Origin of the sequence: Paraburkholderia sp. MM5482-R2 (assembly GCF_050436125.1) — a bacterium.
GTDB lineage: Bacteria > Pseudomonadota > Gammaproteobacteria > Burkholderiales > Burkholderiaceae > Paraburkholderia > Paraburkholderia tuberum.
Genome location: NZ_JBNDLP010000003.1, coordinates 997,520 through 1,022,819 on the forward strand (window position 1 = coordinate 997,520; position 25,300 = coordinate 1,022,819).

The 25,300-nt window shown below is 64.5% G+C and carries 26 protein-coding genes; 16 read left to right on the forward strand and 10 right to left on the reverse strand.

Annotated elements, in window-relative coordinates; genetic code table 11:
* Positions 1-58 precede the first annotated feature (58 nt).
* A complete protein-coding gene (locus OKW37_RS26710) occupies positions 59-1,645 on the reverse strand; it encodes an inorganic phosphate transporter (protein WP_429402713.1) in 1,587 nt (528 codons plus the stop codon).
* A gap of 226 nt (positions 1,646-1,871) precedes the next feature.
* Entirely contained in the window at positions 1,872-2,465 is a 594-nt protein-coding gene (locus OKW37_RS26715) for a short chain dehydrogenase (protein ID WP_090807273.1), read from the reverse strand.
* A 222-nt stretch (positions 2,466-2,687) separates the two neighbouring features.
* Here OKW37_RS26715 and OKW37_RS26720 point away from each other — a divergent pair, with 222 nt between their 5' ends.
* On the forward strand, positions 2,688-3,533 hold the full coding sequence (locus OKW37_RS26720) for a CHAD domain-containing protein (RefSeq protein ID WP_429402714.1): 846 nt from the start codon (positions 2,688-2,690) through the stop codon (positions 3,531-3,533).
* Between the two features lie 103 nt (positions 3,534-3,636).
* Positions 3,637-5,232 (forward strand): diguanylate cyclase, encoded by a 1,596-nt coding sequence (locus OKW37_RS26725; protein WP_429402715.1) that lies wholly within the window; start codon positions 3,637-3,639, stop codon positions 5,230-5,232.
* Between the two features lie 66 nt (positions 5,233-5,298).
* Here OKW37_RS26725 and OKW37_RS26730 read toward each other — a convergent pair whose 3' ends face one another.
* From OKW37_RS26730 to OKW37_RS26740, 3 genes are all read right to left on the reverse strand, one after another.
* Positions 5,299-6,411 (reverse strand): VTT domain-containing protein, encoded by a 1,113-nt coding sequence (locus OKW37_RS26730; RefSeq protein ID WP_429402716.1) that lies wholly within the window; start codon positions 6,409-6,411, stop codon positions 5,299-5,301.
* Positions 6,412-6,629: 218 nt separating this feature from the next.
* On the reverse strand, positions 6,630-7,268 hold the full coding sequence (gene folE, locus OKW37_RS26735; protein ID WP_429402717.1) for a GTP cyclohydrolase I FolE: 639 nt from the start codon (positions 7,266-7,268) through the stop codon (positions 6,630-6,632).
* A 136-nt stretch (positions 7,269-7,404) separates the two neighbouring features.
* Positions 7,405-8,334, reverse strand: coding sequence for a LysR family transcriptional regulator (locus OKW37_RS26740; RefSeq protein WP_090807267.1), 930 nt, complete (start codon positions 8,332-8,334; stop codon positions 7,405-7,407).
* Positions 8,335-8,753: 419 nt separating this feature from the next.
* Here OKW37_RS26740 and OKW37_RS26745 point away from each other — a divergent pair, with 419 nt between their 5' ends.
* The 5 genes from OKW37_RS26745 to pcaC all read left to right on the forward strand — a co-directional run bounded on the left by OKW37_RS26745 (position 8,754) and on the right by pcaC (position 13,015).
* Entirely contained in the window at positions 8,754-9,461 is a 708-nt protein-coding gene (locus tag OKW37_RS26745; protein WP_429402718.1) for a 3-oxoacid CoA-transferase subunit A, read from the forward strand.
* A gap of 13 nt (positions 9,462-9,474) precedes the next feature.
* Positions 9,475-10,134 carry a 3-oxoacid CoA-transferase subunit B gene (locus OKW37_RS26750; protein WP_184063370.1) on the forward strand — a complete coding sequence of 220 codons (660 nt, stop codon included), beginning with the start codon at positions 9,475-9,477 and terminating at the stop codon, positions 10,132-10,134.
* A 306-nt stretch (positions 10,135-10,440) separates the two neighbouring features.
* Positions 10,441-11,820 (forward strand): 3-carboxy-cis,cis-muconate cycloisomerase, encoded by a 1,380-nt coding sequence (locus OKW37_RS26755; RefSeq protein WP_429402719.1) that lies wholly within the window; start codon positions 10,441-10,443, stop codon positions 11,818-11,820.
* Positions 11,821-11,825: 5 nt separating this feature from the next.
* On the forward strand, positions 11,826-12,617 hold the full coding sequence (pcaD, locus tag OKW37_RS26760; RefSeq protein WP_090807263.1) for a 3-oxoadipate enol-lactonase: 792 nt from the start codon (positions 11,826-11,828) through the stop codon (positions 12,615-12,617).
* Positions 12,614-13,015, forward strand: a complete 402-nt coding sequence (gene pcaC, locus OKW37_RS26765) for a 4-carboxymuconolactone decarboxylase (protein ID WP_187619599.1) — start codon at positions 12,614-12,616, stop codon at positions 13,013-13,015. The genes pcaD and pcaC overlap by 4 nt, the downstream gene beginning before the upstream one ends.
* A gap of 259 nt (positions 13,016-13,274) precedes the next feature.
* On the opposite strand, the gene OKW37_RS26770 is transcribed toward pcaC, so the two are convergent.
* From OKW37_RS26770 to OKW37_RS26785, 4 genes are all read right to left on the reverse strand, one after another.
* Positions 13,275-13,478, reverse strand: a complete 204-nt coding sequence (locus tag OKW37_RS26770; protein WP_429402720.1) for a hypothetical protein — start codon at positions 13,476-13,478, stop codon at positions 13,275-13,277.
* Between the two features lie 556 nt (positions 13,479-14,034).
* Complete coding sequence (locus tag OKW37_RS26775; protein ID WP_184063218.1) at positions 14,035-14,427, reverse strand: hypothetical protein; 393 nt, start codon at positions 14,425-14,427, stop codon at positions 14,035-14,037.
* 14 nt (positions 14,428-14,441) lie between these two features.
* Positions 14,442-14,831, reverse strand: a complete 390-nt coding sequence (locus tag OKW37_RS26780; protein ID WP_184063385.1) for a hypothetical protein — start codon at positions 14,829-14,831, stop codon at positions 14,442-14,444.
* A complete protein-coding gene (locus OKW37_RS26785; protein ID WP_429402721.1) occupies positions 14,828-15,292 on the reverse strand; it encodes a tlde1 domain-containing protein in 465 nt (154 codons plus the stop codon). The genes OKW37_RS26780 and OKW37_RS26785 overlap by 4 nt, the downstream gene beginning before the upstream one ends.
* 131 nt (positions 15,293-15,423) lie before the next feature.
* Between OKW37_RS26785 and OKW37_RS26790 the strand changes: the two genes are divergently transcribed.
* Positions 15,424-15,684: a hypothetical protein gene (locus tag OKW37_RS26790; RefSeq protein WP_429402722.1), complete on the forward strand. Its 261-nt coding sequence runs from the start codon at positions 15,424-15,426 to the stop codon at positions 15,682-15,684.
* Here the strand turns inward: OKW37_RS26790 and OKW37_RS26795 are convergent.
* Complete coding sequence (locus OKW37_RS26795; RefSeq protein WP_184063388.1) at positions 15,674-16,366, reverse strand: TetR family transcriptional regulator; 693 nt, start codon at positions 16,364-16,366, stop codon at positions 15,674-15,676. The genes OKW37_RS26790 and OKW37_RS26795 overlap by 11 nt on opposite strands.
* 289 nt (positions 16,367-16,655) lie before the next feature.
* On the opposite strand from OKW37_RS26795, the gene OKW37_RS26800 reads away from it, so the two are divergent.
* From OKW37_RS26800 to OKW37_RS26835, 8 genes are all read left to right on the forward strand, one after another.
* On the forward strand, positions 16,656-18,245 hold the full coding sequence (locus tag OKW37_RS26800; RefSeq protein ID WP_429402723.1) for a 6-hydroxynicotinate reductase: 1,590 nt from the start codon (positions 16,656-16,658) through the stop codon (positions 18,243-18,245).
* A gap of 24 nt (positions 18,246-18,269) precedes the next feature.
* Positions 18,270-19,208 carry a UPF0280 family protein gene (locus tag OKW37_RS26805; RefSeq protein ID WP_429402724.1) on the forward strand — a complete coding sequence of 313 codons (939 nt, stop codon included), beginning with the start codon at positions 18,270-18,272 and terminating at the stop codon, positions 19,206-19,208.
* Positions 19,184-19,774, forward strand: a complete 591-nt coding sequence (locus tag OKW37_RS26810; protein ID WP_429402725.1) for an amino acid synthesis family protein — start codon at positions 19,184-19,186, stop codon at positions 19,772-19,774. Before OKW37_RS26805 ends, OKW37_RS26810 begins: the two co-directional genes overlap by 25 nt.
* A gap of 50 nt (positions 19,775-19,824) precedes the next feature.
* Positions 19,825-20,409, forward strand: coding sequence for an amino acid synthesis family protein (locus OKW37_RS26815; protein WP_429402726.1), 585 nt, complete (start codon positions 19,825-19,827; stop codon positions 20,407-20,409).
* 172 nt (positions 20,410-20,581) lie between these two features.
* A complete protein-coding gene (locus tag OKW37_RS26820) occupies positions 20,582-22,534 on the forward strand; it encodes an ABC transporter permease (protein ID WP_429402727.1) in 1,953 nt (650 codons plus the stop codon).
* Complete coding sequence (locus tag OKW37_RS26825; protein ID WP_429509974.1) at positions 22,531-23,340, forward strand: ABC transporter ATP-binding protein; 810 nt, start codon at positions 22,531-22,533, stop codon at positions 23,338-23,340. The genes OKW37_RS26820 and OKW37_RS26825 overlap by 4 nt, the downstream gene beginning before the upstream one ends.
* Entirely contained in the window at positions 23,337-24,050 is a 714-nt protein-coding gene (locus OKW37_RS26830; RefSeq protein WP_429402728.1) for an ABC transporter ATP-binding protein, read from the forward strand. Before OKW37_RS26825 ends, OKW37_RS26830 begins: the two co-directional genes overlap by 4 nt.
* A 34-nt stretch (positions 24,051-24,084) precedes the next feature.
* Complete coding sequence (locus OKW37_RS26835; protein ID WP_429402729.1) at positions 24,085-25,284, forward strand: amidohydrolase family protein; 1,200 nt, start codon at positions 24,085-24,087, stop codon at positions 25,282-25,284.
* The last annotated feature ends 16 nt before the right edge of the window (positions 25,285-25,300 follow it).

Here is a 25,300-nt window from a genome sequence, read left to right on the forward strand (position 1 = left end):
GTACGTATATCAGCGTACCGCGCTTTTCTTCGTGCTTCGCCCCGCCAGATCGGCGAACTCAGAACACCGAACGGAACGCCCAGAACAGCCCGCCCGCGAGCGCGATCGACGCGGGCAACGTCAGCACCCATGCGAGGATCAGACTGCGCACCGTGGCCCATTGCAGACCCGAGCCGTTGGCCGCCATCGTGCCGGCCACGCCGGAAGAGAGCACATGGGTCGTCGACACCGGCAGACCGTAGACGTCGGCGGCACCGATCGTGACCATCGCGACGAGTTCAGCCGACGCGCCCTGGCCGTACGTCAGATGCTGTTTGCCGATCTTCTCGCCCACCGTAACGACGATGCGCTTCCAGCCGACCATCGTGCCGAGACCCAGCGCGATCGCGACCGCCACCTTGACCCACGGCGGAATGAACTTGGTCGCGTGGTCGATCTGCGTTCTGAAGTTGGCGATGACCTTCGCGTCTTCGGGCGAGAACTGCGGCTGATTGGCCTTCTGCATCAGACGGATCGCCTCGGAGGTGACATACATGTTGTTGCGCACGTTATCGACGATGCCTTGCGGCACCGCGGCCATCGAGCCCGACTCGGCGACCTGGCGACCGATCTGCTCGGTCAGCTGCTGCAGCGCCGGCAGCGTGGCGGGCGTCAGCTGACGGGTGCGCACGAAGGCCTCGACGTCGGCGCGCGGATCCGCGGAAGGCGCCGCGCCCTGCGTGTAGCGCGACAGCGTCGCCGCGGTTTGATGCGCGACCGCGACGAAGTTCTGCGTTTGCGCCGGCGTGACCGCCTTGTTCAGCGCGTAGGCGGTGGGCACGGTACCGATCAGGATCAGCATGATCAGCCCCATGCCTTTCTGGCCGTCGTTCGAGCCATGCGCGAACGACACGCCCGTGCAGGTCAGAATCAGCAGGCAGCGAATCCAGAACGGCGGCGGCTCCTTGCCCTTCGGCTCGGCATACAGCGCGGGCACGCGCACGACGGCCTTCAGGATCAGCAGCAGCAGGCCCGCAAGCAGAAAGCCCACGATCGGCGAAAACAGCAGCGACTTGCCGACGCCGAGCGCCTGATTCCAGTCCACGCCACTGGTGCCGTTCGCACCATGCAGCATCTGATTCATCAGACCTACGCCGATGATCGAGCCGATCAGCGTGTGCGAACTCGAAGACGGCAGGCCCAAAGACCACGTGCCCAGATTCCAGATGATCGCGGCGATCAGCAGCGCGAATACCATCGCGAAGCCGGCGCTGCTGCCAACCTGCAGAATCAACTCGACGGGCAGCAGTTGCAGCACGCCGAAGGCGACCGCTCCGCTCGACGTCAGCACGCCCAGAAAATTCCACGTGCCGGACCAGACCACCGCGATATTCGGCGTCAGCGAGTGAGTGTAGATGACGGTGGCGACCGCGTTGGCCGTATCGTGAAAGCCATTGACGAACTCGAAGCCGAGCGCGATCAGCAGCGCGACACCGAGCAGCAGATACGGCAGTACCGAGCTTTCGCGTACGGGCTGCAGATCGTCTATCAGATGAACGCCGCAGTACACGACGCCCGCGATGAGCAGGGCAACGAAAATAACCAGGCCCGCGTTACGGCCTTTGCCGCTGGCGGCGCCTGGTTGCGGATACGAAAGTTCCGGCATGACGTGAGCCCCAAAAAGTGGTCGCAGAGTTCTTGATGCTGCTTTCACTGTGTGTCGCAACGATGACAACTACGTGACGGCATTGGGAGGCGGGAAAAGCAGGCGCGGCGCGCCTATGCTACGCCGCTCACGCCGGTAAATACTACGCGGGCTGGCGGACGGGAATAGCAAGATGTCCGAACCGAACTAAGCAAGAGCACGAGCGGCGAGCGGGCTTCGGTTGCGCTTACGATGCGCTGACTACTTCGCCGCTTGCGCTGCCACCGAGGGTGCGTTTATAAGCTTGCGCGACGATTTCCGCCGGTACCCCTTGCGACGGATCGCGGCCCATCGATTCGAGCGTTTCGGCGACCCACCCCGGGCTCACCACATTGACGCGGGCCTTGCCTCGCAACTCGAGCGCGGCCGAGCGCGCGAACGCTTCGACACCCGCATTGACGATGCTGACCGCGGCGCTGCCTTCCATCGGCTGTTGCGCGAGCACGCCGCTCGTCAGTGTGAACGAGCCGCCTTGCGACACATGGTCCACGCCGCAGCGCACCAGATTGACCTGCCCCATCAGTTTATTGGCAAGACTAAAAGAAAAGTCTTCGTCGCCAAGCGCCGCGAGCGGCGCGAATTTCGCAGAGCCGGCCGCGCAGATGATCGCGTCGAAGCTGCCGGCTTGCGCATACATCGCTTCGATGCTGCGTTTGTCCGACAGGTCGACGTGCAGTTCGGAGCCTTTGCGGCTCGCGCCGACCACGTCATGCTCCGTGGCGAGCAGCCTCACGATGTGCGAACCGAGCAGGCCGGTCGCACCGACAACGAGTATTCGCATACATCCTCCTAAGGTCTGTTTGCGGCATTTGCCGCACTGCACACTGCATCGTCGCCGGAGCACTCGCCGAACCGTGCAACGCGCGATCCTATCGGTCGAGGATAGACGCTGCCGGCGCGACGCGCCAATGCGTGAGGGAAGAGCCGGCTGACACGCGCCGCGATCCTCCTGAGCATCATTTTTGCTACGCTGGAAGTAAGGTCATGTTTCCCGGGAGCGTCGATGAAGCAAGACAGCGAGACAGTCAACGAGCCGGTAGAGGACGAACCGGCACAGCGAGCCTTCACTTCCTATGCAGCGCCCCTCGTCGATGAGGCGATCCGGCTCGCCAAAGGGGTGCATGGCGACGCGTCACCCGAAGCGCTGCACAAACTGCGCGTTTCACTGCGGCGTTTGCGTTCGTTATGGTGGGCTTTCGCACCGCTGCTCGACAAGGGCGAAAATTCCCGGCAACGCGCGGTCTACAAGTTTCTCGCCACCGCGGCGGGTAAAACGCGCGATTGGGACATCCTGATCGCGTTGCTGAAGCAGCAAGACAGCGGCGCGCAAGCATTGATGCCGAAGCTCGAGCAGGCGCGCCGCGACACACTGGCGACCAGCCGCGAGACGTTGTTGAACGCCGACGTCAAACACCTGCTGCGCGATGCGTTGGCCACCACTTCCGCGCAACTGCACGCCACGCACGATTCGGCTATTGCGCTGCGCAAATTTGCCGCTCGACGCATAGGGGCGTCGGAGCGCTCATTGAAAAAGCGCATCAAACGCGCGCGCCATGCGAAACGCTCGAATTACGCAGCCTTTCACGATGTCAGAAAAGCGGGCAAGAAACTGCGCTATCTGTTCGAGTTTTTCGGGCCGGTGCTTAAAACCAGCCATAAGCGCACGCTCAAGCGCCTGAAAAAAATCCAGAAGCGCTTCGGCATGCTCAACGATACCGTCGCGAGCGAAACGCTGTTGCGCGACAATGCCGCATCGTTTGCCGACGCGGACCACATCGAAGCCGCGTTGGGTTGGCTCGACAGGAAACGCAAACGCCGCTTGCGCGCGGCGTCGGAGCTACTGGGCTGAGAGAGCGCGTTCGGTCCTCGCTAGCGCGGAGGATCCGCAGCCCAAAATGCACGGCGCACCGCGCTGCGGCCCGAAAGAATAGTCCGCGAAGGAGGCGAGGAGCGTGGCACCGCATGGGCTTTCGCTGCGTCATCGGCTGCGCCTGACGTTGCGCGCCGTTCGAGCCGGGATGACCCGCTATGTGGGCAACCGCCCGTGGGTGGCCGGCATCGCCGGCACGCTCGTCGCGTTGGCGATGTCGATCCTGACGGCGGTGGAGGTCGGCGAAGGCCGCCGCGAAATGCTCGATCATGCGCGCCAGACGTCGCAAAACCTCGTGTCGATCATTTCCGCCGATCTCGCGCGCAACGTCGAAATTTATAGTCTGTCGCTGCAATCGATGGTGGATGCCGCAGGCGATCCGCTCACCTGGACGCTGCCGGTCCCGGTGCGCCAGGCGATGCTGTTCGATCGCGCGACCACCGCCGCGTTTCTCGGCGGCGCGTATATAGTCGGCGCCGACGGTGAAGTGGCCGCCGCGCAGTACGCCGACGCCAACACCACCGTCCATCTCGACGATCGCGAATACTTTCAGGTGCATCAGCGCAATCCGGCGGCGGGCCTGTATTTCTCGCATCCGTTCATGTCGCGGCTGCGTGGCGGCAAGCTGTCGATCGCGCTGACGCGGCGCATCGACGATGCGCAAGGCCGCTTCGCCGGCATCGCGCTGCTCGCGATCCGCATCGAGTACTTCCAGCACCTGCTGGACCGGATCGACACCGGCGAGCAGGGCTCGGTTTTCATCGTGATGGCGGACGGCACGCTGCTCGCGCGCAAGCCGATCGACGCGCGCGCTATCGGCACCAGCGTCGCCAAGTCGCCGACCTTCGCACCGATGACGGTGCACGACTCCGGCAGCTACGTATCGGTCTCGCGGGTCGACGGTGTGCGTCGCATCTTCACCTACACGCACGTACCGGGCACGCCGCTGATCGTGGCCGTCGCGCCCGCTGTCGATGACGTGCTCGCGCCGTGGCAGCGTCGCAGCCACGTGGCCGCTGCGCTGACCATCTCGTTCGGCTCGGTGTTCGTGCTCGTGTCGTGGCTGCTCGCGTTCGCGCTGCGCGACAAACAGCGCGCGCAGGCCGCGCTGCTGCGTCTTGCCGCGACCGATCCGCTGACCGGGCTCAGCAATCGCCGCGTGCTCGACAAGCGGCTCGACGACGAATGGAAGCGGGCGCGACGCGAGAACAAGCCGTTGTCGGTGCTGTTCATCGATATCGATCACTTCAAGCGTTTCAACGATACCTACGGCCATGAGAGCGGCGACGAGGTATTGGTCGCGGTGGCTGATTGCATCGCGTCCGTGGCGCGGCGCTCGGCCGATCTGGTCGCGCGCTACGGCGGCGAAGAGTTCGCGGTGGTGCTGCCGGATACGACCGCGCAGGGCGCGTTCGCGGTCGCGGAGCAGATTCGTCGCAAGGTGGAAAACCAGGTCATCGTGCGCGGACACGATGCACCGGAGGCGGTGACGGTGAGCGTCGGCTGCGCAACGGCGCTGCCGAGCGCCACGGATGTCGCGAACGGACTCGAGCTGATGGCGGCCGCTGATGGACAGTTGTATGTGGCGAAGAACGAAGGGCGCAATCGCACCCGGTCGGCGCAGTGGGACGAGTATTCGGCGACGCAGGGGGTCTCGCGCACGGGGGCGGCGCCTTAACGCCAGGTGTTCGTTCGCGTGAGCGTGAGCGCCTTCCCGGCCCAGATTGTCGCGACGCAGCGCAATTCAGGCGCGCTCCGCACTGCGCGGCGCGAAGCCGCGCAACGTCACCGCCGCTGGTGTTTCGTCCCGCAACGCCGAGCGCGGCCGATCGGCGGCCGAACCATCCGCGTAAGCCAGCAAGCCCACCGGGAAGCCACGCCGCTGCCATGCATCGAGCCCGCCGCGCAGTGCGCGAATCCGCGTGTAGCCATTGCTGCGCATATGTTGCGAGACTTCGAGCGCGGTCGCGCTGTCCGGGCAGATGCAATAGATGACCATGTCGTGCGTGCGCAGCGCGCCGTCGATCTGCTCAGGCGAATGCGGATCGAGCGCGCGCGCGTCGGGAATCTGGCGTCGCAGATCGAGCAGCGGAGCGCCGGGCCGCGCATCGAGCACGCGGGACGGCGCCATGCGGCGCAGGCGGCCGGAGCACCGCCAGCGCCACGGCATGCTCGACGCGGCGGCACTCGCCGATGAGGCCTGCGTCGGCGCGGCCAGCATCGGCTCGGCTTGGGCCGACGTGGCTCGCGTGAACCGGCGCCGTTCGTAATATCGCAGATACAGCCGGTAGAGCAGATAGACGAGCGCCACCGCAAGAAGAATGTCGGCGATCGTGCCGCCGCGCTGCTCGACGAACGCGCGCAGCATATGCACCTCGCGTTCCACGGCCGCGCCGCCGAGCAGCCAGAACGTCGCCCACGCGATCACGCTCGCCAGATCCCATAGTGCGTAGATGCGGATGTCGACGGCGGTCGTACCCATCAGCGGCGGCGTGATCAGGCCGAGGCCGGGCACGAACTTCGAAATCGACACGAGCGGCACGCCATAGCGTTCGAATAGCGCGCGCGCGGTTTCCAGCCTCGTATCGACGGCGGGCGACAAGCGGCCGAGCCACGCGAGCAGTTTGCGTCCATACAGACGGCCCGCCGCGAACCAGGTGCCGTCGCCGATCAATGCGCCCAGCACCGCCGCGCCGAGGGTCGGCCAGAACGCCAGGGTGCCCGCAGCGATCGCCGAGCCCGCGAACAGCAGCATCGGCACGGCCGGAATCGGTACGCCGAGGCGCGTCAGCAGGACGTTGACGAACACGATAGCGCAGCCCCAGGTTGAAACCGCCGACAACGGAAACTCGACCAATTGAGGCGCTCCTGTTGCTGCTGTTGGGCTGGCATGCGTGGACGGCCGGTATCGACCATCGGCCTCAATCGTCAATACGCAACTAACTGTCAACCCCGCGTGCCCACCGCAACGTGGCCGGCGCGCTTGAAGAGAGTGCGCGCGGGCGCGCACGCTGGATTCGCAGGGGCGGGGGCTGCATCGTCAACGAACCACGAGCAGCCCCCGGGTCCACCTCATCAGGCATTCGGCACTGCCACCACGCCCGGATTCCCGACGATCGCCAGAAACTCCCGCCGTGTCGACGGATCGGTGCGGAACGTGCCGAGCATGCGCGACGTGACCATCGTGACGCCCGCCTTGTGCACGCCACGCGTCGACATGCACTGATGCGCGGCTTCGAGAATCACGCCCACGCCGGCCGGCTGCAGCACGTCGTTCAGCGTATCGGCGATCTGCACCGTCATCTTTTCCTGGATCTGCAGCCGTTTCGCGAACGCATCGACGAGGCGCGCGAGCTTCGAAATGCCGACCACGCGATGGTTCGGCAGATACGCGACGTGCGCGCGTCCGATGATCGGCACCATATGGTGCTCGCAATAGCTTTCGAAGCGGATGTCCTTCAGCACGATCATTTCGTCGTAGCCGTCCACTTCGGAGAAGGTACGCGCGAGGATGTCGCGCGGATCGACCTGGTAGCCGACGAAAAACTCGTCGTAAGCGCGCGTCACGCGTGCCGGCGTGTCGATCAGGCCTTCGCGCTGCGGATCGTCGCCGGCCCAGCGCAGCAGCACGCGCACGGCTGCCTCAGCTTCTTCGCGGCTCGGGCGTTCGGCGGCCGCTACGGGTTTGGTGTTCTTTGCCTTGCTGCTGGTCATGCGTCGTCCTCCTGGATCGCGCGTCGACGCTGCGCGACGCGCGGGGTCAGTAACTGAGGTCATTGTTCCATGTTTTGCGCCGAAGGTGCCGATGCCCCTTTCGCGGCCGGGGCAGTCGCGGGCGTGCTGCGCACGGCTACTTCGGCCATTCGTCCATCGCATCGTTGAACAGCTCGGCGACCACGCCGCGCAGCCAACTGCCGCGCGGATCGTTATGAAACTTGCGATGCCAGTGCTGCCGCAGGTCGAAGCGCGGCAGCGGCAGCGGCGGCTCGACGAGCATGATCGACGCATGCTCCGACACGTACGCGAAGCCGATCGCGTGCGGCACGGTCGCGAGCAGGTCGGTGCGCGCGAGGATGAAAGGCAGGCTCATGAAGTGCGGCGTTTCGAGCACCGCGCGTCGCTTGATGCGCTTCTTTTCGAGGTACTGCTCGAGCACTTCCTGGCTGCGTCCCTCGGCGCGCACGACCGCATGCCCTGACGCCACGTATTGCTCGAGCGTGAGCGGCCCCTTCGACAGCGGATGTCCGCTGCGCATCAGGCAGATGAAGCGATGCGTGAAGAGCCGCTGCTGAAAGAAGTTGTTGCCCGCCAGGTCCGGAAAATAGCCGACGGCGAGGTCGACATCGCCCGATTCGAGCCCGCGTTCCACTTGCGACGGCGACAGCGTGACCGAGCGCAGTTTCGCGGACGGCGCGCGCTCGGCGAACAGCTGCAAAAGACGCGGCAGAAACACGATTTCGCCGACGTCGGACAGCGCGATCGAAAACGTGTGCGTGCTCGTCGCCGGATCAAAATCCTGCACGTCGAGCATGCCTTTCTCGATGCGCAGCAAAGCGTCGCGCGCGGCGGGCAGGATCGCGAGCGCGCGCGGTGTCGGCTCCATGCCTTTCGATGTGCGCACGAACAGCGGATCGTCGAAGTATTCGCGCAGGCGCCCAAGCGCGGTGCTCACGCGCGGCTGGCTCACACCGAGCTGCTCGGCGGCGCGGCTCACGTTGCGCGTGTCTTCCATCGCGACCAGATAGGGGATCAGGTTCAGATCCAGATGTGTCTCGGACATGCTTGTTATGGCTCGCGGGGCGGGCGGTGCAAGGGAATGCTTATGCCGTATCGCTATAGAGCCTAGTTGAAAAATCGCCCGTAAGCATAGTGGGATTTTGCGCGGCCGGCATTTTCGCGCGCAGGGCGAGCGCTGGACGAGGGCATCCCGGACCTTCGCCGCCGCGCGCGGCGACCTATGATGAAGGGGGTTTCCCTGCCTTGACAACCCGCCCACAGGACAACCATAATCGCCGAAGCGTTCGCTAAACGAATCCATGTTCACGCAACGAACAATTCAGCGGCGAAGCAATCGAAGGCGCCAGCCCGCTCTCCCCCTCGCGAGCCGTCGCCAGCATGCCCGGAGACTGTTTCCGCGCGAGCCTTGCCGGTTACGGCTGTCAGCCCAGCGGCACGTAGCGCCCCCAAAGGAAATTCGACATGATCAACAAGATTTTCGAGACACTTCAATCGGCGGTCGCCGATGTCCACGACGGCGCGACCGTCATGATCGGCGGCTTCGGCACGGCCGGCATGCCGTCCGAGTTGATCGACGCGCTGATCGAGCAGGGCGCGCGCAATCTCACCATCGTCAACAACAACGCAGGTAACGGCGATATCGGCCTCGCGGCGCTGCTGAAGGCCAAGCGCGTGCGCAAGATCATCTGCTCGTTCCCGCGCCAGAGCGACTCGTATGTGTTCGACGCGCTCTATCGCGCCGGCGAAATCGAACTCGAACTCGTGCCGCAAGGCAACCTCGCCGAGCGCATCCGCGCCGCGGGAGCGGGCATCGGCGGCTTCTTCACGCCGACCGCGTACGGCACCAAGCTCGCCGAAGGCAAGGAAACCCGTCTGATCGACGGCCGTCACTACGTTCTCGAAGCGCCGCTGCACGCGGACTTCGCGCTGATCAAGGCGTACAAGGGCGATCGCTGGGGCAACCTGATCTATCGCAAGACCGCGCGTAACTTCGGGCCGATCATGGCGAGCGCAGCGAAGACCGCGATCGTGCAGGTGTCGGAAGTGGTGCCGCTCGGCGGCCTCGATCCGGAAGAAATCGTCACGCCCGGCATTTTCGTGCAACGCGTGATCGCGGTGCCGCAAGCGGCGCATGCCCCGACGCCCAATCCTCACGACGCTGCTGCCTGACCCGGAGACCGACATGAAGAAACTGACTCGCGATGAAATGGCCAAGCGCGTTGCCCAGGACATCCCTGAAGGCGCTTACGTGAACCTCGGCATCGGCGTGCCGACGCTGGTGGCGAACCACCTCGCCGCCGACAAGGAAATTTTCCTGCACAGCGAAAACGGTCTGCTCGGCATGGGCCCGGCACCGGCGAAGGGCCAGGAAGACGACGAACTGATCAACGCCGGCAAGCAGCACGTCACGCTGCTGACGGGCGGCGCCTACTTCCATCACGCGGATTCGTTCGCGATGATGCGGGGCGGCCATCTTGACTTCTGCGTGCTCGGCGCGTTCCAGGTGTCGGCGAAGGGCGATCTCGCGAACTGGCACACCGGCGCACCCGACGCGATTCCGGCGGTCGGCGGCGCGATGGACCTCGCGATCGGCGCGAAGCAGGTCTACGTGATGATGGACCATCTGACCAAGCAGGGCGAGAGCAAGATCACCGCCGAGTGCTCGTACCCGGTCACCGGTATCGGTTGCGTGACCCGTATCTATACGGACCTCGCAATGATCGACGTCACGAAGGAAGGCCTCGTCGTGCGCGAGATTTTCACGGACATCGGCTTCGACGAACTGCTGAAGCTGACCGGTGTGCCGATGACCGACGGCACGCAGGCCGCGCGCGCGGCCTGATAGTTGGCTGAGGCGTCGCGGCGGCGGTCTGCTTTGCGGCCGCGTCGATGGCGTCTCGTCTGAAAGCAGCATTGCGCGAACGGGCCAGCGCTGACGGGGCGAACTCCTCGTCAGCGCTGGCCTGGCAACTTCAGCGACGGGTTGTCCACGTTTGGCGCACAATACGCAGCACATACTGCGGCATACGCACGGCACGAGCGCGGAGCAAGCGCGCTACGAGCGCTTGCTCCGCCACGGCGTCTGCTTCGAACCGCCGCGCGCCGTGCCGCTTCTTCGCTTCCGATTCCCTCAAACATCGTCGTCACCATGCTCGACTCCAGCGCCCGTCTGACTGGCCTTCTTTGCGGCACACAGCCGATGAACGACATCTGGGCGCCGCGTGCCACGCTGCAGCGGATGCTCGACGTCGAAGCCGCGCTCGCGCGTGCCTCTGCCGCGCACAAAGTCATTCCCGAATCCGCCGTCCCCGCGATCAAAGCGGCCTGCCAGGCCGACCAGCTCGACGCCGACGCGCTCGCACGCGACGCCGCGCTCGGCGGCAACCTCGCGATTCCGCTCGTCAAGCAACTGACTGCACGCGTCAAAGCCGCCGATGCCGAAGCTGGCAAATACGTGCATTGGGGCGCGACGAGCCAGGACATCATCGACACCGCGACGGTACTGCAACTGCGCGACACTTTCGACCTGCTCGACAGCGGCCTGCAAGCCACCTGCGACGCGGTCGCGAAACTCGCGGCCACCCATCGCGCGACACCGATGATCGGCCGCACGTGGCTGCAACAGGCGCTGCCGATCACGCTGGGTCTGAAGTTCGCGCAATGGCTCGACGCGCTGTTGCGTCATCGCGAGCGGCTCGACGCGTTGCGCGAACGTGTGCTGGTGCTGCAATTCGGCGGCGCGGCCGGCACCCTCGCGAGTCTGCGCGAGGCGGCGCCGCAGGTCACGCAGTCGCTCGCCAAGGAACTCGGCCTCGCGGTACCGACCTTGCCGTGGCACACGCAGCGCGATCGCATCGCCGAGACGGCGTCGCTGTTCGGCATGCTGATCGGCACGCTCGGCAAGATCGCGCGCGACGTGTCGCTGCAGATGCAAACCGAAATCGACGAACTCGCCGAACCGGCCGCGGCCGGCAAGGGCGGATCGTCGACGATGCCGCACAAACGCAACCCGGTCGGTTGCGCGGCGGTACTGACGGCGGCGACGCGCGCGCCCGGCCTCGTGGCGACTGTGTTCGCCGGCATGGTGCAGGAGCACGAACGCGCGCTCGGCGGCTGGCAGGCCGAATGGGACGCGCTGCCGGATCTCGCGCGCCTCGCGGGCGGCGCGCTCGCGAACATCGAACAGATCGCTGCGGGTCTGAACGTCAACGAAGCGCGCCTCGCCGCGAATCTCGACGTCACGCACGGCCTGATCCTCGGCGAAGCGGTGATGCTCGCGCTCGGCGATTCCATCGGCCGGCTCGACGCGCATCATCTGGTCGAGCGCGCATCCAAGGCGGCGATCCGCGACGGCAAGACGCTGTATGACGTGCTCGCCGCCGACGCGGCCGTCACCGAACATCTTTCGTTCGAGCGCCTGAAGCAGCTGCTCGATCCCGCTCAATACGTCGGCCAGGCGCACGCATATGTCGACGCCGCGCTGACGCTTCACACCACGCGCGCGCAGCGCGCCCATTCCAAGGAGTAACCGGCATGCCCTACGCCGCAGTCAACGGCACCGAGCTTCACTATCGCATCGACGGCGATCGTCACGGCCACGCGCCGTGGCTCGTGCTGTCGAATTCGCTCGGCTGCGATATGTCCATGTGGACGCCGCAGGTCGCGGCGTTGTCGAAGCACTTCCGCGTGCTGCGCTACGACACGCGCGGCCACGGTCATTCGGAAGCGCCGAAGGGTCCGTACACGATCGAGCAGCTGAGCGGCGACGTGCTCGGGCTGATGGATACGCTGAAGATCGCGCGCGCGAATTTCTGCGGCATATCGATGGGCGGCCTGACCGGCGTCGCACTCGCCGCGCGTCACGGCGACCGCTTCGAGCGCGTCGTGCTGTGCAACACGGCCGCGCGCATCGGCTCGCCGGAAGTGTGGGTGCCGCGTGCCGCGAAGGCGCGCAGCGAAGGCATGTTCGCGCTCGCCGACGCGGTGCTGCCGCGCTGGTTCACGGCAGACTTCATCGAGCGCGAGCCGGTCGTGCTGGCGATGATCCGCGACGTGTTCGTGCATACCGACAAGGAAGGCTACGCATCGAACTGCGACGCGATCGACGCGGCCGACCTGCGGCCCGAAACGCCGGGCATCAAACTGCCGACGCTCGTGATCAGCGGCACGCACGATCTGGCCGCCACGGCCGCGCAAGGCCGCGAACTTGCGCAGTCGATTCCTGGCGCGCGCTACGTCGAACTCAATGCCTCGCATATCTCCAACATCGAAAAGGCCGGTGAGTTCACGAAGACCGTGCTCGACTTCCTGACGGAGGCAAAATGAACGACGAAGACCGTTACGAAGCCGGTATGGAGGTGCGTCGCGCGGTGCTGGGCAATGCGCACGTCGACCGTTCGCTCGCGAACCGCACCGAGCTGACCGAGGAATTCCAGAACCTGATCACGCGCTATGCGTGGGGTGAGATCTGGACGCGTGAAGGTCTGCCGCGTCATACGCGTAGCCTGCTGACGATCGCGATGATGGTGGCGTTGAATCGCAGCGAAGAACTCGCGCTGCACCTGCGTGCCGCGAAGAACAACGGCGTGACGCGCGAGCAGATCAAGGAAGTGCTGCTGCAGACCGCGATTTACTGCGGCGTGCCGGCGGCCAACTCCGCGTTCCATCTGGCCGACAAGCTGTTTCGCGAGGATGATGCGGCGGCCGCGGCGGCGAAGTCGTAAAGACTGAGCACACGTAACTGGCCCTGCGCATCGCGTAGGATCAGGTCGAAGGTGAGGGCAGGCGTGCTCACGACGGACTCCGCAGCTCACGCAGGAAACGCTGCACGGCCACCCGCACGATCTGCTGCACCCGACGGTGGGTCGCCTTCGACACCGCGCGCAGTTCATCGAGCAGTTCCTGCGGCAGGTACTAGCGGTAGGAAGGGTTGCGGTAGCGGCCGGCCATTTCAGTTCGTCCATTCCGACCGGCCGCGACAGGTCAGGACTGTCTTGCGTTCAATGCAGGCCAGCGGGCCAGGGCAATGAACCACAGCAGAATGACGTTCACCACCGGAATGAAGGCGAGCAGCGACCAGGCGCCCGCATATCCCGCCTTCTTCAGGATCAGCCATAGCGGGATAATCTCCGCGATGACGACAACAAGAACAAACACCATCCAGTGCCATATGGAAAGAGCGCCCACGCATACCTCCATTTTTTAAAGTTGACGGGCAGAGCTGAGTATAACGACGCACGGCTGACTTCTTTTTCAATATTTCCGGCTGCCATCGATGCCGCACACCCGCTGCGCTTTACGCGCGTAGTCCTGCAACGCGGTCGGTTTCCGTATGGTCGCATCCCCGTCGCTGGTGATACCGAAAAGATCGTCAGCAGCCGCTGCGTCAAGTCCGGCTGTACTGGCTCCATCAGCTCCAACCATCCGTTCGCATCTGACCGTGCGGGAGGCGGCCAGACACTTCCGCGCCACGCAGCTGGCCGTACTCGACGCGTGCGAAGACTGGGAGGGCGATGGTTACATGCGGCCCGCAACGGGCTTTCGCGCCGGAAGCGTTTCGGATCGATTTCCCGCCTTGGCGACTATTTCGTGGAAGCCTACAGACAGACCCGAACCAGACGTACAGGCCGCGCGGGCAAGGGGTGTAATGACTGAAACAGAGCGAGGTAGGGGCCTTATGACGCGCCGCTCGCAGGCAAAAAAAGACCCGCGCGATGCGGGTCCGGGTCTGAACTGGCGCGGTTCACTCGATATGCCTGTACCGAGTGTCCCCGCCGCCACGCTGCAACTGTTTCGAAACGATAAGAAACTGCTCGTCACTAATCGTACACTCCAGTTCGCCTATCTCGTACACAGCAATCAGCTTGATCTTATTTCCGTTTCGCTCCTCAAAGGTAATCTGATAGACCCCGCGCCACATTGGTTCGCCATCCTCATATTTACCGATCTTCTCGGACGCCAGTCGCACGGCCCTTGTTTTCGTAGCATCGAAATCCAGGGAGAGGATGTCAGTTTTTCTTAGCGCCATCTGGGCCACATAGGCCGGAAACCGGTCGCCGCATGGCGGGTATGGTCCGGGTTCCGCCAGGCATAGCGCGGGAAGGGATAGCAGCAGGACTGCAAAAGCGTGTTTCATGGATTCAAAGGACCTCACTCTATCTGCTTGAACATTCTGTCAGCCTCGACTCTTGACAGCAAATGCTTCGAAACGACAAAAACCTCTACGGCACTCATTGAGCATTCAAATTCGCCAGCGTCGTTCACAGCAATCACCTTGACCTTGTTTCCGTTTTTTTCGTGAAAGGTGATGTGATAGACCTCACGCCACAACTGTTCGCCATCCTCATCTTTTCCTATTTTCTCGGACGCCAGTTGCACGGCTTGGGTTTTCGTATAGTCGATACTGCCAAGCATGCCAGCCTTTTTTAGTCTCCCCTCGGCTATGTTGGTCGGCCACCTGTCGCATTGGGGTTCTGGTTTAGATTCCGCGAGGCATAACGCGGGAAGGGATAGCAGCAGGACTACAAGAGTGCGTTTCATGGATGTGCCACCCTAAGCGTTCTGTCGCCACTGTTCCAGATTTGCTTGCGGTATGGCAAGTGCAGAACGATACATCCATTTGATGCGTTGCCGGGGTCAGTCTTGCTGTCGCCGTGGATCATGAAGCCGTCGCGCCCGCCCAAACTCGTTCCCGCAACAGGGTTGAGCCGCATCGAGAACGGTCCAGTTTTAGGGTGCGGAAACGGTGCCGTAATTTCATACAGACCGACGGGGATCGGTCCCAGGTCGCGGACATACTGGCTACCGTGTTTATTTTTGTGTACGCCCTTGCCTGCATATCCGTCATCGGTAATGAATTTGTCATCGTGATACAGCTCGCCGCTCGCATGTTTGTAAATCCACACCATTGTTTTTTTCCTCATTGGTTGTACGAACCAACGATTACACCAGATCATCTGGCTGCACACAATTTTTAAGATATACGTCAGTTTGATCTGCATCCGCGTATCGAGCCGACAGAGGCAAGTGCAATTGATCGCGAAAGATCACGGCGAATATGAGTATGGGGCCGATTCGTGGGGAAAAAACAGAACCACGCCGCAACGATTGCCGGAGCAACACAATGTAAAGAATGCGAATCAAAGCAACAAAAAAGAACGCGAAGAATGCAGCCGCAACGAACGTTCAAAACGCAGATGTGCAAAAGCCGGACGTTACGAAGGTCAGCGCAGTGAAGCCTCAAGCCACGAAAACCGCGGCAAACGAAAGCCGCAAAACGAAAACGCCTGTTACCGTTGTGAAGGAATGCGCGCCGTTCAGGATTGGTATCGAAGGAATCCGCACGGCGTTCATTCGCGAATTCGGCGGGCGCCGATATTTTTTTATGCGGTAGTCGTCGCTACGACGCTCACCGGCACCTGCACGCACACCGCCCGCAACACCGTCTCCTTGATCACCTCGCGCCAATGCGCGAGCGCCGCCTTGTCCATCAGCGGCTCGCCGAGAAACGCGCCGAGCGTGTACTGATTGGCGTTATAGAAATAGCCGAGCGACGCGATCATCAGATACACGTCGCGCGCCGCGATATCGGCGCGAAACACGTCCTGCGCGCGGCCCGCCTCCAATAGCCTCTGCACGACCGAAATCGCGTAGCCCGAAATCTCCTTGAGCTTCTGCGATTTTTTCGCATGCTTGCCCTGGTGCAGATTTTCGCTCGACAGCAGCGTCACGAACTCCGGGTGATCGAGGTAGTACTGCCAGACGAACTCGACCATCTGTTCGAGGCCATGCACCGGATCGCGCAGATCGAGATCGAGTTTGCTTTCCGCTTCGTTGAACTGCGTGTAGATCGTCTCCAGCACTTCGATGAACAACTGCTCCTTGCTGCCGAAGTAGTAATAGATCATCCGGTCGTGCGAACGCGCGGCCTTCGAAATACTTTCGATGCGGCCGCTTGCATAACCCTGCTTCGCGAACACCCTGATGGCCGCCTTCAAGATCTTGGCGCGCGTGTCCTGCGCCTGTTTCGCGCGGATACCGATGGCGCCCGGCTTGCGGGCGGCGGTGGGACTCATGACGGTCTCGGATCTCTTTGTCAGCGTCGGTTTGAACGGCGGGCGCGCAGACTCAGCATGCCGATGCCGCGTTGCACCATGATCCCGCGTGACGGAAACACGTTGCACAGTCGATTTTGATCGAGTAGATTTCAATCGAGTTTGGTGTAGAAGATACTACATGAACGGTGAGTGACCGCAACATGAAAATGGGCGGCCCCACGCGGAAATGCCCTGAAACCGGGACGATTCGCGCACCACGCAGCACCACCAGTCATGTCGCGCCTGTGATGTCGTACGGAACCCCACGATGACAGAACATACGAAGGTCGATTTCGGTGCAGAGAGTGTCGATCGCGATACCGCGTCGACGCCGGGCCCAACCGTGCTCGAAAAGTCGGCGCCGCGCAGCGAGCGCATGGCCTCGAACAAGATCGAATGCAATGCGTGTCCGGTGCTGTGCCAGATCTCGGAAGGGCGCACCGGCGCGTGCGATCGTTATGCGAATGCGGATGGGCGGTTGATACGCGTCGATCCGGTGGTGTTTCTGTCGCGTGCGAACGATGCCGACGCCGATCCGGCAAATGCGGCGATCGAATTCGGCGCACCCCCCGCCGCCGACCAAAGCACCGTCGAACCGGCCCTCTTCGTCACCGGCGTCGGTGCCTCCTCGACCTATCCCGACTACAAGCCCGCGCCGTTCATCGTCGCGTCGAAGCTCGACGACGTCGACATGGTCACCGTCGTCACCGAAGGCATCTTCAGCTATTGCAGCTTCAAGGTGAAGATCGACACCGACCGCTTTCTCGGCCCCGAACAGGCCAACGTGCGCTGCGACGGCGAGATCGTCGGTCACGTGAGCACGGCCGAATACGGCTCGCAGATGCTGAGCCTCGGCGGCGTCCATCATCTGACCGGCGGCAGCAAGAAAGAAGGCCGCGTGACCTGCGACATGATGCTCGCGCTCGGCAACAAGGAGGCGGTCGAGCTTGGTATCGACGGCGGCGCGAGTCTCGTGATTCGCGCCGGCGTCGCGCCGATCGTCGACGGTGTCGAGGAGCAGCGCATGCGCGTCGGCTGCGGCTCCGCGACGATCGGTATCTTCGCGAAGCAATGGTTCGGCCACGTCGATGAGGTGGTGGTCGTCGACGATCACATTACGGGCGTGCTGACCGAGCACCAGGCGGGCCGCTGCCTCGGCATGACGCGCTCGGGACTCAAGATACGCGGCCGCAAATCGACGCCGGGCCGCTATTTCCAGGTTGCCAATCCTGGCACCGGTTGGGGGGGCACCGACATTCAGGACCCGCTCGCGATCGTCGAAGGATTCGATCCGTCGGTCGCGAAGCCGGGCATGCGCGTGCTGATGGTCTCGACGACCGGCGAACACGCGCAATGGTACGAACTCGACGCACAGCTCGTGCCGCGCATCGCGCCGATGCCCGACGCGGTGCGCCGCACGGTCGAGCGGATCGGCGAGAACTGCGAGCCGTCGCTCGCGACGGTGCTGTTTCTCGGCGGCGCGGGCGGCAGTCTGCGCGCCGGCGCGACCGAGAATCCGGTGCTGCTCACGCGCGCGATCAAGCGCAAGCTCGTCAACGTCACGTGCGGCGGTGCGCCGGCTTATGTGTGGCCGGGCGGCGGCATCACCGTGATGGTCGACGTGACGCGCATGCCGGACCGCTCGTTCGGCACGGTGCCGACACCGGCGCTCGTCGCGCCGATCGAATTCACGATGACGTACGACACGTACCGCGATCTCGGCGGCCACGTCGAGGCGGTGCGCTCGTTGCAGAGCGTGCTCGCGAGCGGGCCGACGCATACGGAAGGCGCGCCGCTCGCGCGGCGGACGCTGGCTCGCGATCCGGACAATCCGTGGCCGCCTGCAATGCCCGGTTAAGCACCCTGACCAAAAAATCACACGATGACCCCCACCCGAACCCGCCTCGACGAACACCGCTGGCATTGGCAGCACGGGCCGATCGACCTGATCCTCGGCGCCGACGGCGAGCCCGACGCGGTGCGTGCCGCATATGACGCATGCTGGGAGCGCTTCAGTCCTGTGCTGGAGGAGCTGGTCCGCGAATTGAACGTGCTTCGGCAACCAGTGCAGGCTGTGGCGGCACGACATGATTGCCCGCTTCGAGGGCCGGTCGCGACGCGTATGTGGCGTGCGTGTCATCCGCATCGTTCAAGCTTCATCACGCCGATGGCCGCAGTCGCGGGCAGCGTCGCCGACGAACTGATCACCGCGTTCGCGCGCGACGGCATCGCGCGCGCGTTCATCAACAACGGCGGCGACATCGCGCTGCACCTCGCGGCGGGGCAGCAGTATCGCGTGGGCGTGTTGGCGGACCTCGCGCAAATTTCGGGCACGCGTTTCGCGCACGACCCTGCGCTCGACGCGCATCTGACGCTCGACGCTCGGCAGCCGATTCGCGGCGTCGCGACGAGCGGCTGGCGCGGCCGCAGCTTCAGTCTCGGCATCGCCGACAGCGTGACCGTGCTCGCGCGCGATGCCGCGAGCGCCGACGCCGCCGCGACGATGATCGCGAACGCGGTCGATCTCGACCATGCGGGAATCGTGCGGTGTCCGGCGTCGTCGCTGAAGGACGATAGCGATCTCGGCGATCTGCTGGTGACCGTCGACGTGCCGCGTCTGCCGCAGCCGCTGATCGATTTCGCGCTCGCGCGCGGCGTCGATGTCGCGAAGCGGTTGCGCGGCCAGGGTTTGATCGAAGGCGCCGCGCTGTTCCTGCAAGGACGGGCGCGGGTCACCGGCATCGACGATTCACGCGCGTTGTCCGCCACGCGCGCTTCACTGACAACGGAGGCTCCGTGTTCGAAATACGCCGCGTGCTGACGCACGTCGAAGACATCTTCCACGAGTTCGGCCCCGCGCCCGCGCAGCCGCTCAGACGAGGCGCGATCGCCGCGGTGATGACGAATCCGTTCGCGGGCCGCTACGAGCCGAAAATAGAACCCGCGATGGAAGCGCTGAAACCGCTCGGCTTCGAGATGGCGCAGCGGCTGCTGGCGGCGATGGCGGTGCCGCATGCGTCGATCGAAAGCTATGGGAAGGGCGCGATCGTCGGCGCGCGCGGGGAACTCGAGCACGGCGCGCTATGGCATGTGCCCGGCGGCTACGCGATGCGCGAGCTGCTCGAAAAGCACGGCGTGCCGACCCACGCGATCGTACCGTCGACGAAGAAGGTCGGCGCGCCGTCCACCGCGCTCGACGTGCCGCTCACGCATGTCAACGCGAGCTACGTGCGCAGCCACTTCGATGCGATCGAAGTACGCGTGCCCGGCGCGCCCGCCGCCGACGAGATCGTCTACATCCTCGTGATGAGCACGGGGCAGCGCGTGCATGCGCGGGTGGGCGGCCTCGCGAAAGAGGCGATCGTCGGCAAGGACGGCTTGCGCTGAAGCGGCGCGCGGCAACCATACTGCAAGGCAACGAAACTCGGAGAGCGCAAATGGCAATCAGGCTTCGCAAGCTGGTCGTGCAGGTCGACGAAACACACATCGAAATGGGCCAGACCGTCGAGCCGCCCGCGCGCCGCGCGGTCGCGATTGCGGTGATCGATAATCCGTATGCGGGCCGCTACGAAGCGAAGCTCGACGCGCTGATCGAAGCTGGCGAGGAACTCGGCGCGCTGCTCGGCAAGCGCTGCGTCGAGGCGTTGGGCATCGCGCCCGGGGAGGCTCAAAGCTACGGCAAGGCGGCGATCGTCGGCGAGGCGGGCGAGCTCGAACATGCGGCCGCGATCCTGCATCCGAAGCTCGGCGCGCCGCTGCGCGCGGCGGTCGAGAAGGGCGCGGCGCTGGTGCCGTCGGCGAAGAAGATCGGCACGCTCGGCACCGCGATCGACGTGCCGCTCGGCCACAAGGACGCCGCCTACGTGCGCAGCCATTTCGACGCTATCGAGGCGCGCGTGGCCGACGCGCCGCGCGCGAACGAAATCGTCGTGGCGGTCGCGGTGACCGCGTCGGGCCGGCCGCTGCCGCGCATCGGCGGCCTGCAGGCGAGCGAGATCAAGGGCGAAGACGGTTTGCGCTGAACAATCGCTTTTTTCGCCGCTTTTTTGCCTGCGCTTGTTGCGTGGGTTGTTTCGCTGGTAGTGTCCTGCCGTTGACGCGGGCGCGCATGGTGCCGCCCGCGCTGCAACGTCCGCCGATCGGGCCGCCGCGCATGTTGCGCGCGCGCCGTTCGGCGAGCTGCCGAGGGTCGCGATGCTTTCGAATCTGCTGGTACAACTGGTCAATGGACTCGCCGACGCGTCGACGCTGTTTCTGGTCGCCGCCGGTTTGTCGTTGATCTTCGGCGTGACGCGCATCGTCAACTTTGCGCACGGCTCGTTCTATATGTTCGGCATTTACGTCGCGTATAGCATCGCGAGCCGCTTTGGCCACACGGCGGGCGGCTTCTGGCTGTCGGTGCTCGCCGCCGCGCTCGCGGTCGCGGTGTTGGGCGCGCTCGTCGAAATCGTCGTGTTGCGGCGGATCTATCAGGCGCCGGAGTTATTCCATCTGCTCGCCACGTTTGCGCTCGTGCTGATCTTTCGCGACGCCGCACTATGGCTTTGGGGCCCCGACGATCTGTTCGGCCCGCGCGCGCCGCATCTCGCGGGCGCGGTCGACTTTCTCGGCCATCCGCTGCCCACGTACGACATCGCGCTGATCGTGATCGGTCCGGTCGTCTTGCTGCTGCTGTGGTACGCGTTGACGCGCACGCGTTGGGGCACGCTCGTGCGCGCCGCGACGCAGGATCGCGAGATGCTCGGCGCGCTCGGCATCAATCAGGCGTGGCTGTTTACCGGCGTGTTCTTCGTCGGCGCGTTTCTCGCGGGACTCGGCGGCGCGCTGCAAGGGCCGCGCATGTCGGCGAACCTGTCGCTCGACCTCGAGACGATCGGCAATGCGTTCGTGGTCGTCGTGGTCGGTGGCATGGGTTCGATTCCGGGCGCGTTCGTCGCGGCACTGCTGATCGCCGAGATCAAGGCGCTGTGCATCGGTATCGGGCACGTGACGATCTTCGGCAGCGGTTTTTCGCTGAGCCGCTTCACGCTGGTGGCCGAATTCGTCGTGATGGCGGTCGTGCTGGTGGTGCGGCCTTGGGGTCTGCTCGGCCGCGCGAGCGCCGCGGTGCGCGCGATGGGTACGCCGGAAACGCCATTGCGTCCGGCGGGCAGGCGTCTGAAGGGGCTGGCCGCCTTCGTGTTGCTGGTGCTGGTTCTGGCGCCGCTCGCGGCCAACGCGTTTCCGTACATGCCGGTGCTGCTGGTTGAAATCCTGATCGCGGTGCTGTTCGCGGCGAGTCTGCATTTCATCATGGGTCCGGGCGGCCTGCATTCGTTTGGCCATGCCGCGTACTTTGGACTTGGCGCTTACGGCGCGGCGCTGTTTCTGAAGGTGCTGAATCTGCCGATGGAAGCCGCGTTGCTGCTCGGGCCGCTGCTCGCGGTGGTGGGCGCGCTCGTGTTCGGCTGGTTCTGCGTGCGCCTGTCTGGTGTCTATCTGGCGATGCTGACGCTCGCATTCGCGCAGATCGTCTGGTCGGTCGTGTTCCAGTGGGACGACGTGACCGGCGGCAGCAACGGCGTGCTAGGCCTGTGGCCGTCGAACTGGCTGTCGTCGCCGGTCGCGTTCTACTACTTGACGTTAGCGTGCGCGGTGCTCGGCGTGTGGCTGCTGCGCCGCATGCTGTTCTCGCCGCTCGGCTATGCGATGCGCGCGTCGCGCGATTCCGCGCTACGCGCCGAGGCGATCGGCATCGACGTGAAGCGGGTTCAGTGGGCGTCGTTCGTGATCGCGGCGTTGTTCTGCGGACTCGCCGGATCGCTGTACGCGTTTTCGAAGGGCAACATCTCGCCCGAAGTGATCAGCGTGAGCCGCTCGGTCGATGGCCTCGTGATGGTGCTGCTCGGCGGCTTGCAGACGTTGAGCGGGCCGATCGTCGGCGCGGCCGTGTTTACGTGGCTGCAGGACACGGTCGCGCGCCAGACCGACTACTGGCAGGCGCTGCTAGGCTTCGCGATCCTGCTGCTGGTGATCGCGTTTCCACAGGGTATCGTCGGCTTCATTCGCGAGCGTTTCGGCGACGCGAACGGCGACCAGGCCGACAAGACCAACGGCGCCGCCGCGTCGCCGTCGCAACGGGCCGCCGCGGTCAAGGAGGGGCTATGAGCCTGCTGCGCGTAAGCGGTCTGTCGAGATCGTTCGGAGGACTGAAGGCAGTCGATAACGTTTCATTCGATCTCGAAGCGGGTCAACTGCTGGCGCTGCTCGGCCCCAACGGCGCGGGCAAATCGACTTGTTTCAACATGGTCAACGGCCAGTTGCAGCCGTCGTCGGGTTCGATTCTGCTCGACGGTCACGAACTCGTCGGCATGCGGCCGCGCGATATCTGGCGGCGCGGCGTCGGCCGCACGTTCCAGATCGCCGCGACGTTCAACTCGATGACGGTGCTCGAAAACGTGCAAACGGCGCTGGTGTCGCGCGAGAAAAAGACCTTCGGCCTCTGGAAGCCAGCGGGCTCGCACCATGCCGACGAAGCGTTCGCGCTGCTCGAACAGGTCGGCATGGGCGCGCACGCGAAGCGCGCGTGCGGCGTGCTCGCGTATGGCGACGTGAAGCGCGTCGAGCTTGCGATCGCGCTCGCGAACCGGCCAAAGCTGCTGTTGATGGACGAACCGACCGCCGGCATGGCGCCGAAGGAGCGCAACGAATTGATGGCGTTGACCAAGCGGCTGGTGACCGAACACGAGATCGGCGTGCTGTTCACCGAACACAGCATGGACGTCGTATTCGCGTACGCCGACCGGATGATCGTGCTCGCGCGCGGCAAGCTGATCGCCGAAGGCGACGCCGACACGATCCGCAACGACGCGCGCGTGCAGGAGGTCTATTTCGGCACCGGCAAGACGTTCCGGCCGCACGCGCCACTGCAAGACGCGTCAGGCAGCGCGCGGGATCGTGGAGCATTGCAATGAGCGAACCGATGCTGAAAGTCTCCGGCCTCAATGCGTTCTACGGTCGCGCCCACATCCTGTTCGACGTCGGCCTCGAAGTCGGCCGCGGCGAGGTGGTCGCGCTGATGGGCCGCAACGGCGCCGGCAAATCGACGACGATGAAAGCGGTGATGGGACTGCTGCCGCGCCGCCACGGCGAAGTGACGTTTCGCGGCCAGAACATCAGCGCGCTCGCGCCGTTCAAGATCGCGCGCATGGGCGTCGGTTTCGTGCCCGAGGACCGCCGCGTGTTCGCGGACCTGACGGTGATGGAAAACCTCGACACGGGCCGCCAGCCGCCGCGCGAAGGCGCGCCGCAATGGACGCCCGACAAGCTGTTCCGCCTGTTTCCGAATCTCGGCGAAATGCCGAAGCGCCCCGGCGGCCAGATGAGCGGCGGCGAGCAGCAGATGCTGACCGTGTCGCGCACGCTAATGGGCAATCCGTATCTGGTGCTGCTCGACGAACCGTCCGAAGGCGTCGCGCCGGTGATCGTCGAGCAGATGGCGAACATGATTCTCGAACTGAAACGCGAAGGGCTATCCATTCTGTTATCCGAACAGAATCTGCACTTCGCCGAGCTGGTCAGCGACCGCGCGTATGTGCTCGAGAAAGGGCAGATCCGTTTCAGCGGGACGATCGGCGAACTCGCACGGAACGAAGCAGTGAGGCGCGCTTATCTGAGCGTGTGAATTCATCGGGTAGTGTCGGCGAAAGGAGAGGCAGATGGCGGCAGAGACGTTGACAGGCTTGTCGGGCAAGGTCGCGGTAACGAACATCGGGCTGCTGCTGTCGGGCGATATCGATCAGCCGATTCTCGACGCGGACACGCTGGTGATCGACGACGGCGTGATCGTCGCGCTCGGCCGCGAGAAAGACTGCGATCTCGAAGGCGCGCGCACGACGGTCGACTGCAAGGGCACGACGGTCGCACCGGGCCTGATCGACTCGCACGTGCATCCGGTGTTCGGCGACTGGACGCCGCGCCAGAATCAGCTCGGCTGGATCGAGTCGAATCTGAACGGCGGCGTGACGACGATGATCTCGGCCGGCGAAGTGCATTTGCCTGGCCGTCCGAAAGACGTGCTCGGCGTGAAGGCGCTCGCGATCACCGCGCAGCGCTCGTTCGACGGCATGCGCGCGGCCGGCGTCGGTGGCGGCGTCAAGGTGCTGGCGGGCGCGCCGGTGATCGAGAAGGGCATGGTCGAGCAGGACTTCAAGGAGCTGTCCGAAGCCGGTGTGAAGCTGCTCGGCGAAGTCGGCCTCGGCAGCGTGAAGGGCGGCGAGGAAGCGCAACAGATGGTCGCGTGGGCGCGCAAGTACGGTATCCAGAGCACGATTCACACGGGCGGTCCGTCGATTCCGGGCTCCGGCCTGATCGATCGGGACGTGGTGCTCGCCGCCGATGCCGATGTGATCGGCCACGTCAATGGCGGCCATACGTCGCTGTCGTACCGGCACGTGTGCGATCTGTGCGAGCAGTCGAGCCGCGCGCTCGAAATCGTCCACAACGGCAACGAGCGGATCGCGTTGCTGACCGCGCGCCATGCAATCGAACTGAAGTGCCCGCACCGGATCATTCTCGGCACCGATAGCCCGGCCGGCTCCGGCGTGCAACCGCTCGGCATTCTGCGCATGATCGCGCTGATCTCGAGCCTCGCCGACGTCCCCGCCGAAATCGCGTTCTGCTTTGCGACCGGCAATACCGCGCGGCAGCGCCACCTGCGCCAGGGGCTGATCGAGCTGGGCCGTCCCGCCGATCTCGTGTTCATGGACCGCGCGCAGCATACGGCCGCCGACACGCTGCTCGAAAGCGTGCAACTCGGGGATATTCCGGGTGTGGGGATGGTGATGATCGATGGTCTGATCCGCTGCCGGCGCAGCCGCAATACGCCGCCCGCGACCGAACTGCCGGTGGTGCTGTGAACGCGCGGCGCGACAG